This window comes from Bartonella sp. AA86SXKL (genome assembly GCF_042196885.1).
The window spans coordinates 162,853-176,177 of the sequence record NZ_JBHIRE010000002.1 but is presented as its reverse complement, the minus strand read 5'-3'; the positions used below and the strand labels follow the sequence as shown (position 1 = coordinate 176,177).

General features: G+C 38.2%; 12 protein-coding genes and 2 pseudogenes. 5 read left to right on the top strand and 9 right to left on the bottom strand.

The features are described 5' to 3' along the window. The first annotated feature begins 163 nt into the window (after nucleotides 1-163). Nucleotides 164-1,663 (top strand): helicase HerA domain-containing protein, encoded by a 1,500-nt coding sequence (locus ACFIO5_RS01980; protein ID WP_375701128.1) that lies wholly within the window; start codon nucleotides 164-166, stop codon nucleotides 1,661-1,663. On the opposite strand, the gene ACFIO5_RS01975 is transcribed toward ACFIO5_RS01980, so the two are convergent. The 4 genes from ACFIO5_RS01975 to lgt form a co-directional block, all read right to left on the bottom strand. After that, entirely contained in the window at nucleotides 1,660-2,592 is a 933-nt protein-coding gene (locus ACFIO5_RS01975; RefSeq protein ID WP_375606345.1) for a ribose-phosphate pyrophosphokinase, read from the bottom strand. The two genes, ACFIO5_RS01980 and ACFIO5_RS01975, sit on opposite strands and share 4 nt — an antisense overlap. A gap of 474 nt (nucleotides 2,593-3,066) precedes the next feature. Then, entirely contained in the window at nucleotides 3,067-3,858 is a 792-nt protein-coding gene (pgeF, locus tag ACFIO5_RS01970) for a peptidoglycan editing factor PgeF (protein WP_375705064.1), read from the bottom strand. Between the two features lie 102 nt (nucleotides 3,859-3,960). Further along, entirely contained in the window at nucleotides 3,961-5,040 is a 1,080-nt protein-coding gene (locus ACFIO5_RS01965; RefSeq protein ID WP_375671838.1) for a class I SAM-dependent methyltransferase, read from the bottom strand. Further along, nucleotides 5,015-5,893: a prolipoprotein diacylglyceryl transferase gene (lgt, locus tag ACFIO5_RS01960; protein ID WP_375628181.1), complete on the bottom strand. Its 879-nt coding sequence runs from the start codon at nucleotides 5,891-5,893 to the stop codon at nucleotides 5,015-5,017. The genes ACFIO5_RS01965 and lgt overlap by 26 nt, the downstream gene beginning before the upstream one ends. A 305-nt stretch (nucleotides 5,894-6,198) precedes the next feature. Here lgt and ACFIO5_RS01955 point away from each other — a divergent pair, with 305 nt between their 5' ends. Then, on the top strand, nucleotides 6,199-6,444 hold the full coding sequence (locus tag ACFIO5_RS01955) for an accessory factor UbiK family protein (RefSeq protein ID WP_273791228.1): 246 nt from the start codon (nucleotides 6,199-6,201) through the stop codon (nucleotides 6,442-6,444). A gap of 404 nt (nucleotides 6,445-6,848) precedes the next feature. Beyond that, nucleotides 6,849-7,349 carry a type III secretion system chaperone family protein gene (locus ACFIO5_RS01950; RefSeq protein ID WP_273724125.1) on the top strand — a complete coding sequence of 167 codons (501 nt, stop codon included), beginning with the start codon at nucleotides 6,849-6,851 and terminating at the stop codon, nucleotides 7,347-7,349. Nucleotides 7,350-7,394: 45 nt separating this feature from the next. Here the strand turns inward: ACFIO5_RS01950 and ACFIO5_RS01945 are convergent, their stop codons facing one another. After that, nucleotides 7,395-8,735: an ATP-binding protein gene (locus tag ACFIO5_RS01945; RefSeq protein ID WP_375617608.1), complete on the bottom strand. Its 1,341-nt coding sequence runs from the start codon at nucleotides 8,733-8,735 to the stop codon at nucleotides 7,395-7,397. 8 nt (nucleotides 8,736-8,743) lie between these two features. Next, on the bottom strand, nucleotides 8,744-9,448 hold the full coding sequence (locus ACFIO5_RS01940; protein WP_375705063.1) for a response regulator: 705 nt from the start codon (nucleotides 9,446-9,448) through the stop codon (nucleotides 8,744-8,746). Nucleotides 9,449-9,592: 144 nt separating this feature from the next. On the opposite strand from ACFIO5_RS01940, the gene ACFIO5_RS01935 reads away from it, so the two are divergent. Beyond that, the gene (locus ACFIO5_RS01935) at nucleotides 9,593-10,243 is read left to right on the top strand and encodes an MBL fold metallo-hydrolase (RefSeq protein ID WP_375612975.1); all 651 of its coding nucleotides are present in this window, start codon (nucleotides 9,593-9,595) and stop codon (nucleotides 10,241-10,243) included. A 67-nt stretch (nucleotides 10,244-10,310) separates the two neighbouring features. On the opposite strand, the gene ACFIO5_RS01930 is transcribed toward ACFIO5_RS01935, so the two are convergent. Then, nucleotides 10,311-10,934 (bottom strand): BA14K family protein, encoded by a 624-nt coding sequence (locus tag ACFIO5_RS01930; RefSeq protein ID WP_375634202.1) that lies wholly within the window; start codon nucleotides 10,932-10,934, stop codon nucleotides 10,311-10,313. Between the two features lie 472 nt (nucleotides 10,935-11,406). Beyond that, nucleotides 11,407-11,805, bottom strand: a pseudogene (locus ACFIO5_RS01925) (sensor histidine kinase); the annotation flags it as partial. Between the two features lie 4 nt (nucleotides 11,806-11,809). Between ACFIO5_RS01925 and ACFIO5_RS01920 the strand changes: the two are divergent. After that, a pseudogene (locus ACFIO5_RS01920) lies at nucleotides 11,810-12,120 on the top strand (MBL fold metallo-hydrolase); the annotation flags it as partial. Nucleotides 12,121-12,189: 69 nt separating this feature from the next. Here ACFIO5_RS01920 and ACFIO5_RS01915 read toward each other — a convergent pair. Beyond that, nucleotides 12,190-12,978 (bottom strand): BA14K family protein, encoded by a 789-nt coding sequence (locus tag ACFIO5_RS01915; protein ID WP_375636239.1) that lies wholly within the window; start codon nucleotides 12,976-12,978, stop codon nucleotides 12,190-12,192. Between the last annotated feature and the right edge of the window lie 347 nt (nucleotides 12,979-13,325).

Here is a 13,325-nt window from a genome sequence, read left to right as displayed (position 1 = left end):
AGTTTGTTCTATAGTTCAAACTATTCATAGATGCAAGAGTTGTGGGAAAAATCGATGATTTCTACCGTTAAAAAGGAGGAAATGTTACAAATTACGGTGTGGATGGAGAATCAACCAATATGTGCTGGCGCTGATATGTTCAAAATCAAACACTGGAGATGTTATGAAGGTTGAGATTGCCTTGGGTGAGATGTCAGAGAGTCGTGCTTTGCATAAATCGATGCCAGCACTTCTTGACTTGGAAGAATTATTGGCGACACGTCTTCTTGTACAAGGTAATTCCGGTTCAGGAAAATCACATCTTTTACGCCGTCTTTTGGAGCAAAGTGCTAAGTGGGTGCAGCATTGTGTAATTGATCCAGAAGGCGATTTTGTAACTTTGGCAGATAAATTTGGTCATGTTATTGTAGAGGCTCAACGTAGTGAATTAGAATTGACTCGTATTGCCCATCGCATTCGACAACATCGAGTTTCAGTGGTATTTAATCTTGAAGGCTTGGATACTGAACAACAGATGCGTGCTGTAGGGGCTTTCCTTGGGGCACTGTTTGATGTAGAACGTGATTATTGGTATCCTATGCTTGTCGTTGTCGATGAAGCACAATTGTTTGCTCCAACTGCAGCAGGAGAAGTTTCTGATGAAGCGCGTAAAATTTCTTTGAGCGCTATGACCAATCTTATGTGTCGAGGACGTAAACGTGGTCTTGCTGGTGTTATTGCGACACAACGTTTGGCTAAGCTTGCCAAAAATGTTGCTGCGGAAGCTTCAAACTTTTTAATAGGGCGGACTTTTTTAGATATTGATATGGTGCGCGCTGCTGATCTCTTGGGAATGGAGCGTCGTCAAGCGGAAATGTTTAGAGATCTTGAACGGGGAAATTTTATAGCTTTAGGACCTGCTTTATCACGACGTCCCTTACCAATCATTATCGGTTCTGTTGAAACTTTGGCACGCTCTTCTAGCCCTAAATTAATGCCACTTCCAACAGAGCGGGATGATGTGCAAGAGCTCGTTTTTACTGCTTCACCAGAGGAAATTTTAACGCCATTTAAACAAACACGAGAGCCGATGAGGGAAAAGTCAATGCACGAGATGTTAGAGGAGGTAGTGCATAAAAAACAAGAGTTGTTGGAAGAAAACCCGAGTTTATTTCCTGAACTTTCTGATGTTGAGCGTGACGGCCAAGCAGAACATATTATTCGGGAGATTCTTGAGGATTCTGAGGCTTTTTATCGTTCAACAGCGGTGCTTTATCAAGATTTTTCAGTTCGTTGCCGTATCCATGGTATGTCAAAGGTTCCTTTTAATCTTTCACAATTTCGGCGTAAATTGGCTATTGCTCAGGCTTTTGTTGATGAACAAACGGCTGTCAGTGAACATTGGAAACATATTTTGCAGATATCAGAAAGTTTGGAAGAAGATGTTCAAGGAGTCTTCTTGAACGTGGCACAGGCCGCATTAGGGGGAAAATCATGTCCATCTGATGCATTTTTAGCACGTCTTTATGGGACTCATTCTTTAAGCCGTGTACGCCGACTTTTAACCTACTTTGAAGAGCGTGGACTTATTGTTATTCACACGCATTTTAGTGGTCAACGTATTGTTGCATTTCCTGATCTTGGTGTTGAAACAGCACCAGGAGACCCCAAGGAACCACTTTAACCAAATAAGCTGGAAACCGATTGTTCTGCTGCTGTCCTTGCTATTGCTTCTCCCATAAGGTCGGCAATGGGCAAAACACGAATATTATGGGTTTTCTCAATAGCTTGTGTTGGCATAATTGAATCTGTAATAACCAATTCTTTCATCTCTGAATTAGCAATTCGCTCGATTGCATTACCAGAAAGAACACCGTGCGTGATATAAGCTGTGACACTATTGGCACCATGTTTAAGCAGAGCACTTGCTGCATTGCATAAAGTTCCACCTGAATCAACAATATCATCAAGCAAAAGGCAATCTTTTCCCGATACATCTCCAATGATATTCATAACTTCTGATTCACCGGGGCTTTCGCGACGTTTATCCACAATAGCGAGCAAACTGTTCAAGCGCTTGGCGAGTGCGCGCGCACGCACCACACCACCCACATCAGGTGAAACAACGATAACATTTTCAAGAGAATAATGCACTTTGACATCGCGAGAAATGACAGGAACAGCATAGAGATTATCCGTAGGGATATCAAAAAAACCTTGAATTTGTCCTGCATGAAGGTCCAATGTTAAAACACGATGGGCCCCTGCTTCCGTAATTAGGTTGGCAACAAGTTTTGCAGAAATAGGAGTCCGTGGTCCTGGTTTTCTATCTTGGCGGGCATAGCCAAAATAGGGGATAACAGCTGTAATACGACGCGCAGAAGAACGACGAAGGGCATCAATCATGATGAGTAATTCCATCAAATGATCATTTGCGGGATAGGATGTAGATTGCAAAACAAAAACATCTTGTCCACGTACATTTTCATGCAGTTCTACGAAAATTTCTTGATCAGCAAAGCGCTTTACAGTTGCTTTGCCTAAGGGGATGTTCAAATAATTTGCAACATCTTCAGCTAGGCGTGGATTAGAATTTCCGCAGAAAAGTTTCATAGTAGAACCTCTGAATCATCATGGTGGGAATGCGACACGGTTTTTAATTTCTTTTTATTAAATTGCAAGAGAACAATTACAAAAGCCTTACAATTTTATTGATTATTATTAAAGAGCTATGCAGTATGTTTTCTCTTTTTCCAAAAGTTTGTTACTTTTAGAGCAAAGTTTTTTCTCCATGCGGCAAAGAAATACATATTGATTAAGCTTTTTAGTTATTACTTTATAAAAATACTTTCAATATGGGGAATGTTTCATATTTAAGATGAATGAAGGGGAGTAATAAAAAGAAGTATCATCTTGCCTTCAATCATTATAACCAAACATTGAAAATGATCATAGCGAAGGCTATCATATTTTATGGGCTGGTAGATAATTTCGTGAAAAAAGCAAAGTACAATGGGATTTATTTTTCCATTTGGGTAAAAAGTTTAGTTTTGCAGTTTTGGTATTGTTCTCAAGCATAAAAGGGGCTCATCTTTTGTTTTTCAGCATAATAGCAGAAATTTGCCGTCCGTAATCGGGTTCGTTGCGGTGTATTGCACGGCGATAGGAGAAAAAACGCTGTTCATCTTGATAGGTACAAAGCTCTACACAAGAAGCATTAACACCTGCTTCTTTGAGTTGATTTATAATAAATGCCCATAGATTAAAATAAAAGCGATTTATTTTGTTTGTTTTTAAAAAATATTTTTGGTATTTGCTGTGGTAATCAATAAATTGGTCGTAAAATTCATTTGTTACTTCATAGTGATAAGGGCCAATACAAGGTCCCAGGACTGCTGTTATTGATTGTCTTTTGGCTCCTTGTTTTTCCATAACAGCAATTGTTTTCTCGATAATTCCATTTAAGCTTCCACGCCAGCCAGCATGAGTTGCAGCGATGACTCTAGCTTGTGGATCAGCAAACAGAATGGGTCCGCAATCTGCTGTAAGAACCCCAATAACGAGTTCTGGGGTGGTTGTAACCAGAGCATCAGCTTGAGGAGGTGCACCGATAGTTGCTTGATGAGCTACGACAACGTTACAGGAGTGTATTTGATTAACTGTGACTAAATTTTGCGCTTCAATAGAAAAATAATTGGCAATCAAAAGACGATTCTGTACAATATATTCAAGTTGATCATTTGAACCTTTCCCAACATTAAGACTATGATAAAGATTTTTTGAAACACCACCTTGACGTGTAAAAAATCCATGTTTTATTCCATGGGGGTGTAAAGTAGAAAGATTTTTTGCAAGAATGGGATGAGGGATAGATTTCATAAAAGTTCCTTATGGAGATTATTTAAAGTGAGGATGGAGATGTTCATATTTGTCAATGAATATTTCAGATAATGATGTGCTTATTGACAAAAGCGCCGATCATTAAAATTGGGGAGGTATGGAGATATTTTTATCACTGAAATGTAAAACTTTAAATAATTTTCCCATCTGATCTGGACTAGCGAGCCGTTCGATGTCTTGGCGGATTTTGTCTTGCAAAGGAGCACTTTTGCCAACTCCAAGCTGGTTTGCGCGCTCCAGTAGCCCCATTTTAAAAAGAAATTCTCCTTGCTCTAAGATTTCAGCAAAACAGCCTTGTTCAAGAGCTATGTTTTTTAAAAAAGAAAAATCAACATGGGATGTTAAATCATGTTCACCAGGGGCATCAAAAACATCACGAAATCTATGTTTTGAGAGTGCTTGCAGGGTATCGCCAAAGGCAAGCTCACAAGCACCATAGTCGATAAGTAAAGCAGAACCTGTCACTTGCACTAAATGGTGGCTGATTTGTTGCATGAATTGATGCCGTAAGGGGGCATGTTCAAAAATTGTTCCGTCAGGCACTTTAGAACAACAGGTTTGTAGACAAGAAGAGGGAAGTTTATGCGGGGCAGCAATAAAGATGAAATCTCCATTTTGATTGACTGTAATGCGGCGCTCTTTCCATTCTCCATTGACTTTAATATATTGGTTGATAGGGAGTGTATCGAGAAATTCATTAGCAATGAGGAAGAGAGGATTTGAAGGAATTTGATTAAAATTTTCAATGCTATGGATTTGTTTTTGATAAGAGAAAAGGCGTTTTTTTTGTTCTTTTGCAAGTTTTTTGCTTATTTCGATCAGAAAAATTTCAGCAGCATTAAATGCCGTTTGAGAGAGCTTTTGGATAGTTCGCAAAATGTCATCCATCAAAGTTCCTCGTCCTGGACCTATTTCAGCGAGAATAAAAGGGTGAGGGCACCCTTGAGCTTTCCAGCTTGCAAGAGTCCAAATGCCAATCATCTCTCCAAATAATTGGCTTATTTCAGGTGCTGTAATGAAATCACCAGCATGTCCAAAAGGGGTTTGTGTGTGATAATAACCAAATTGGGGATCGGTGAGTGCCAACGTCATATATTGGCTAACAGTGATTGGTCCATTAAGGACAATAATTTCTTTAATTTTTTCTTTGAGATTGGCCATTTTCTGTCGGTTTATATTTAAAGGCGTGGAGAAGAAGATAAAACCCTACAAGAAGCATGGGAAGAGATAAAGCCATGCCATAGGTAAAACCAGTAGAATGGAAAAGAGTCGAAAACCATTCTGGATCTTCTTGAGGCGCACGGTAAATTTCAGAAATGCTGCGTGTTACTGCGTAGCCTATAATAAATGTTCCTGATACAGTACCGGGACGTTTTAATGCTTTGAACCCAAAAATAAGAAGACACAGGATGATGAAGAGAAGAAATCCTTCCATAAATGCTTCGTAAAGCTGGCTTGGATGGCGCGGTAAATAGTAAGGATCGAGAGGAAAACAAACAGCCCAAGGACGTGTAGTAATATTACCCCATAATTCTTGGTTAATGAAGTTGCAGATTCGTACAATGCCGATACCAATAGGAGCACCTGCAGCAATGATATCAAACATGGCTCGTATGTTAATACGATTTTTACGGGCAAACCAGATCATAGCAATGATAATACCAATAAGTCCGCCATGAAAGGACATTCCCCCATCCCATACGGCAATAATAGCACTTGGATGGTTAAAATAGTAAATGGGATCCCATACAAGAACTTGTCCTAAACGCCCTCCGACAACAACACTTATGGCAGACCAGACAACAAAATCTCCGATTTTTTCTTTATCCATAGGAGGATAGTTTCTATACCATAGAGATGTTTTTTTTAATAATTTTTGCGCATACCACCAAGCAAAAAGAATACCCAGCACGTAACCAAGTCCATACCAATGAAGTGTTATGGGACCTAGCTGGATAATAACAGGATCAAGAAAAGACGGAAAAGCAATGGTTGGACAAGACAAATTGTTCATGAGTTAAGCATCTTACATTATACGAGATGAATATGAAGTGACTCTGATGGTCAGAAATGACAGATGAATACACAATGGTCAAGTCAGTAGGGAGGCTAGTCAGAAAGGGAGATAGATTTCCACTGATTTATCGCGGTAAAAAATATGGTGATAAAAGGAATATTAAAAAATCTTAAACAAAATCATTATGAAAAATCTGCACAGTATGTAAAATATAGAGTAAAAGGAACAAATTACAGTATCTAAATGTTATGAGAATACGCTATAATGCGTGCGTCAATAATTAAAATTTAAGGAAAAAGGTTATGCGTAATGGATCAAATCGTATTCTTGATGAATTAGCAAAATTAGCAACGGATGCTGCTGACGTTGCGCAAGGCATACGACGTGAAGCTGGAACAGCTTTTCGTGTGCAGGCTGAAAAGATAGCAAACAAACTTGATCTTGTTTCTCGCGAAGAGTTTGAGACTTTTAAGGAGATGGTGCTGAAAATCCATGCTGATAACGCTGATTTGAAAAGACGCCTTGATGATTTAAAAAAAGATGATTAAAAAAAAACGCAGACACAAAAAAGTAAAATAGTTTTAAAAAAGAATCTTCAAAAAAATATCCCCAATTTTTCAATATGATGCGTGAAACTAAAAAATGCTTAATCTTGAGTCTGTTAGAGCGGAGCATTTGTTTATTTTTGATTTTTTTTGGGGGTAAAGTACATTTTTTTGAATCAGGGGGGCTGGCGCTATGAAATTGTATCAATACACTGAAAAGACTTGATGATTCGTTTTATGATTATCAGGTTGCCCTAAACAGCGCGATTGTGTTCTGGGTGTTTGTGTACTGTCGATGTTTTTATGTGTATTTGTTTGGTGTAAAGGTTCTGATTGTAGCAAAATATTGTTACAGTTTAGACGGTTTATATTCTGTTGACAATGTTTTAAGATGATTGAGGATTGTGATGAGGCTTGCATTTTGCGCCACAGAAAGAAAAGAGCACCCTGTTGACTTTATCGAACAGATTGCCTGTGAATATGATTGGTCGTTTGAGCGGGATGCACAAGATGAAATTAGCGTTTGTGTGGAAGGAAAACGCGCAAACTATCGTCTTGCTTTTTCATGGATGGAAGAGCATGAAGCACTTCATTTAGCTTGTTCGTTTGATCTCTCTATTAAAAATGCTCGAACAGCTGAAATACAGCGCTTATTGCTAGCAATTAATGAAAAGTTGTTGTTGGGACATTTTGATTACTGGCAAAGGAATAATTCAGTTATTTATCGACAAGGTCTTCTTTTGGCTGGTGGGATGCATCCATCTCATATACAGGTTGAAACATTGTTGATACATGCACTTAAAGCCTGTGAAAGCCATTATGTTGCATTTCAGATGGTTGCTTTGTCGGGAGAAAGTGCTTACAAGGCACTACAGTACACTTTGTTTGAAACTGTAGGGAATGCCTAAAATATACAGTCTGTTATTTTTACAGACGGTTTGCTGAAATATTGCTCATAGGGGGATATCAAGAATAGCGCGCAATCCCCCGAGTGGGCTCTCATCTAATTGTATATTGCCACCATGGCTGCGTGCTATGTCTTGAGCAATAGAAAGACCAAGGCCTGTTCCACTTGCATCTTGATTTCGCGCTTTATCAAGTCGAAAGAATGGCTTAAAAACTTCTGTGCGCATATTTTTATGAATTCCAGGTCCATTATCATCGATTATCAATATAAAAGATTCTTGTTGAGAGTTAGCGGTTAGTTTAACAGTCGTGCCGTAACAAAATGCATTTGATACAAGATTGCTGACCAAGCGTGTAAAAGCACGGGGACGTACTTGGATTTCTGTAGGACCTTCAATAGTGTAAGAAAATTGACGTTTGTGAAGATGAGCATCGGCGGAGAATTTTTTCATAAGAGCATTTAAATCAAAAGTCTTGACACTTTCACTTCCTTCACCACGAGCAAAAGCAAGATAATCTTCTAACATATTTTGCATGTCACTTACATCTTGCTCAAGCGGTTTAATATCAAAGCCAGTATTTGCTAATGCTAGCTGAAGTTTAAAACGTGTAAGAATGGTTCTTAAATCATGACTTACTCCTGAGAGCATCATGGTGCGTTGTTCGATTTGGCGTTCAATACGTTCTCGCATACGTAAAAAAGCGATGCCTGCACGACGGACTTCATCAGCTCCTTGTGGTTGAAATCCTTTTGGTAAAGGACGACCGCGTCCAAAGCTTTCTGCTGCTTCAGCCAATTGTTGAATCGGTTTGATTTGATTGCGTAAAAAGTAAATTGCTATCAGCAATAAAACAAGAGCTGTTCCTACCATCCAGCTTAAAAAAATAGCAGTATTGGAAGCATAGGCTTGGCTGCGTGGAGCAAAGACGCGTAAGATGTTGTGACCAAGGTGGATACGGATTTCAACAAGATCAGAATCTCCTACGGTATCGATCCAGAAGGGACGGTTAATTTGGCGGGTGATTTCTTCACTTAAAAAATAGTCAAGAATTGCAAAAAATGGCTTAGGTCCTGGAGGGGGTAAGGAGGTAGGAGATAGAATAGAAATATTTAATCCCATACGTTGTTGTGCAATACGCTTGATATCTTCATAGTTATCTTGTTGGGGATATGTTTCAAGAATATCAATAATGGCTGAAATATCATGCACGACAGCCGTTGAAAGACGCTCGGTTACCATTTGCCAATGGCGTTCCATAAAGACATAAGCAATGACCGTTTGCAGAAGCACCATGGGAGCAATGATAATGATCAAAGAGCGAGCATAAAGCCGTTTAGGCATTTTTTTCGTTAACCATCGAAGAAAAAATCTTAAAGGTTTGATCATTCTTGTGCCTATTCAATAGAGAGTTTATACCCTATTCCTCGCACGGTTTGGAGCCATATAGGCAGTGCTGGGTTTTTTTCGATCTTACGACGAAGGCGGTTGATCTGCACATCAATGGCACGTTCACTTATATTGCTGTCATCGGTCGCGAATTTATGGCGCGGAATTGTATCGCCTGCATTTTCGGCAAACATGACCATCATTTCTTGTTCTTTATCTGTTAATTTAATAATTTCTCCTCCTTTTTTGAGTTCGCGTCGTGAAATTGAAAATATATAAGGACCAAAAACTATTTGCTCAATTTTAGGTTGGTGAGGGGGAAAACCACGTCGTAAAATGGCGTTGATGCGAAGGAGAAGTTCACGAGGGTCAAACGGCTTAGCCAGATAATCATCTGCCCCTGCTTCTAATCCACGGATACGATTGTCTATTTCTGATAAAGCTGTTAACATAAAGATAGGGACATCTTTTGTTTGGCGGAGTGAATGAGTGAGATCAATACCGTTTTCGCTAGGCATCATGACATCAACAATAAGAAGATCAAAATCTAAACTTGCTAACAGTCGTCTTGCTTCATTCGCATTAGCTGAAACTGAAACACGAAATCCATTTTTAATGAGAAACTGAAATAAAAGATTGCGAATACGTGTATCGTCATCAATCACAAGAAGGTGAGGGGCATCGTCACACAAAACTTGAACGTGATTGCTCATTCTTAAAAAAACCTTGATAAAAATTTAGTTTACACAAAATGCAAGTTTACATAAGTTGTATAAAGCTGTCGAGCAGCACCTTTACCTTAAAGGAAAGAAAGTTTTATTTATAAATTTAAAAAAGTTATTTTTGAAAAGGATATTATGGGTAGTCTTAATATACATATTATTCCAGTTACGACATTCCAACAAAATTGCACTTTGCTTTTTGATAGTGAAAGTAAAACGGGGGTTCTCGTTGATCCTGGTGGTGATTGGCCACGAATTCAAGACGTAATCGAAAAGAATGGTGTTATCGTTGAGGCTATTTGGATAACACATGGTCATTTTGATCATGTAGGAGCAGCAATGCAAGTGAAAGAAGCGCTTAATGTAAAAATTATCGGTTCACATCGCGATGATAAGCCTGTGATGGATGCCGTGAGCGAAAGCGCAAAAAATTATGGCATCACTGATGCTTGCATCTGTATTCCTGACCAATGGTTAGAAGATGGTGAGTGCGTTCATTTTGCTGGACATGTGTTTAAGGTTTTTCACACCCCAGGACATTCCCCTGGTCATGTTATTTATTTCAATGAAAAAGAGCGCTTAGCCCTCTTGGGTGATGTTCTCTTTCGTGGTTCTATTGGACGTACGGACTTCCCCTTCTGTTCTTATGAAAAATTGATGCAATCTCTTCGAGAAAAAGTTTTACCCTTAGGCGATGATGTTTGTTTTATCTGTGGGCATGGTCCCAAAAGTAGCATAGGCTATGAGCGCCAAAATAATCCTTTTCTTCAAGATTTTAATATATGAGCAAATAAAAAACGCTTTGAAGCGTTTTTTTGCCATTTAAAACTTTTTTAGTAGGACGGAACAGAAGTTAATTTATTGGGGCATAACAAATGTGTTCCAAACCATTACGGTCTCGAAAGGTCCCTGTTTTAGGGTTGAAAGAACGGTATTTTTTCTTGCAATATTGAAGCCAATCAGATTCTAATGATTGTTGTACTGGCTCATATTCCACCGTTTGCGGAGCTTCATAAATTATCTGTTCTTGTGGAACCTGTTGATATACAATTTGATGCTGTGGTGCGGTTTGATAAACAACTTGTGGTTGTTCTGATTTTTTAAAAATTTTGCCGAGAAGTGCACCTGCTGCAAGAGCAAGAATGCCCATTGCTAAAGCTTCTCCTGAGTTATTTATATTAATACTACTGTGTTTTGTCTTTTTGCGCTCGACATAATGATATGTCTTGTGTTCAACATGATGGTGTTGTTGTGCTCCCCATTTATGGCTAACATAATGACGCTTGTGGGGATTATCAAAAGAGTGATGTTCACTATGAGAAAAATGGGAGCTAAAATTGTGAGACGGTAAACCAGCCTCCCTTCTCATGTCATAGTTATGATACCATGCCATATCCGCAAGCGTTGGATCTAATGGCATCAAAACGGTTACAGTAGACATTGCTGATAATACCGCTAATCTGATCACTTTTTTCATAATGATGCTCCTTGTGTAAATTTGTATTTTTCACATCCTACACGTGTCAAACTGAATAGAGCCTGAACAATTTTGGACTTTATTGTGACAAAAAAATAAAAATTCATTTAGTTAAAACTATTATCAATACAATAAAATAAAATCATGACAGAATTTTGATTTCAATTAATGTACTCTTTTTAAGGTTAATTAAGCAGCTTGTATTTAGAGCACCAGATTTTTTACTATTGGTTATAAATTATTTATTGATGAGTACTTTTTTATTGCTTGATACAATATGAATTGAACAATAGGTGTATGAACAAAAGTTATCGTTTTTTATTATAGGCTTATGGTGCTAAGATAGAACCTTATTTGTGTGATTGAATACAGTCCTGTTTGACTACTCTCTTGTGAGGCTAAATATTGAGTTCGATATCATATTATAACTGTATAAATATAATATATTGCGGGAACTTTTTTTGATATATGGGAAACATTTTTGTTGGGATATGGCTGTTAGTTTGACAGTATTGACATGACAAAATGCATTTGACACAAGATTGCTGATGAGACGCGTGAAGGCACGTGGGCGTGCTTGTATTTGTGTAGGGCTTTCAATGGTGTAGGAAAATTGACGTTTGTGAAGATGCGCATCGGTAGAGAATTTTTGCATAAGAGCATTTAAATCAAAAGTTTTAACATACTCACTTTCTTCACTACGGGCAAAAGCAAGGTAATCTTCTAACATATTTTGCATGTCGCTCACATCTTGTTCAAGCGGCTTGATATCAAAGTCAGTATTTGCTAACGCTTGCTGAAGTTTAAAACGGGTGAGAATGGTTCTTAAATCATGGCTTATACCCGAAAGCATCATGGGGCGTTGTTCGATATAGTTAGAAGATGGTGAGTGTGTGTATTTTGCTGGACATGAGTTTAGGGTTTTACATACACTGGGGCATTCCCCTGGTCATGTTCTTTATTTCAATGAAAAAGAGCGCTTAGTCCTCTTGGGTGATGTTCTCTTTCGTGGTTCTATTGGACGTACGGACTTCCCCTTCTGTTCTTATGAAAAATTGATGCAATCCCTTCGAGAAAAAGTTTTACCTTTAGGCGATGATGTTTGCTTTATCTGTGGGCATGATCCCAAAAGTAGTATAGGCTATGGGCGCCAAATAATCCTTTTCTTCAATATTTTAATATATGAGCAAACAAAAAAAACGCTTTGAAGCGTTTTTTTTGCCATTTAAGACTTTTTAGTAGGACGGAACAGAAGTTAATTTATTGGGGCATAACAAATGTGCTCCAAACCATTACGGTCTCGAAAGGTCCCTGTTTTAGGGTTAAAGGAACGGTATTTTTTCTTGCAATAGTTAAGCCAATCAGATTCTAATGATTGCTGGAGTGGCTCATATGCCACCGTTTGCTGCACTTGATAAACTCTTTGATTTTGCGGAACTTTTTGATAAATTACCTGATTTTGTGGTACTATTTGATAAACCACTTGTGGCTGTTCTGGTTTTTTTAAAATTGTACCAAGAATCGTACCTGTTGCAAGACCAAGAATACCCACCGCTAAAGCATCTCCTGAGTTGTCTATATGAATATTACTGTGTTTTGTCTTTTTGCGCTCGACGTAATGATATGTTTTGTTTTCAACATGATGATAATGGTGGTGGTGATGATGATGATGATGTTGTTGTTGTTCCGTCTTACTCTGTTTGGCTACAGACCTTTCATGTTTGGCTTTAAATCTTCTCTTGTTGTCATCAGAACTCTTGTGGAAATCATCAACAAACTTTTGGAAATCATCAGAAAAAAAGCCACGTTTTTTATCAGAACAATGGGAGCGAGAAAAACCGCAAGGCAGAATATCAGCTTTCTTCCTCATTTCCCTTATCGCATCATCTGTTTCTTTACGCATCTTCCTCATCATATCATCTATTTCTCTCGAGATAGAGTCACTACGATTCCATGCCATATCCGCAAGCGTTGCATTTAGCGGCATCAAAACGGTCACAGTTGACATTGCTGATAATACCGCTAACCTGATCACTTTTTTCATAATGATGCTCCTTGTGTAAATTCGTATTTTTCACATCCTACACGTTTCAAACTGAATAGAGCCTGAACAATTTTGGGCTTTATTGTGACAAAAAAATAAAAATTTATTTAGTTAAATCTATCGCGGAGACAGTAAAATGAAATCATAACAGAATTTTGATTTCAATTAATGTACTCTGCTTGAGGTTAATTAATAAGTTTGTATTTGTAGTACCCGATTTTTACTATGGGATATAAACTCTTTATTTAGGGATAATTTTTTATTGTTTGGTACAATATGAATTGAACAATAGGGATATGAATAAAAGTTATCATTTTTTATCATAGGCTTATGGTTCTATGAGAAAG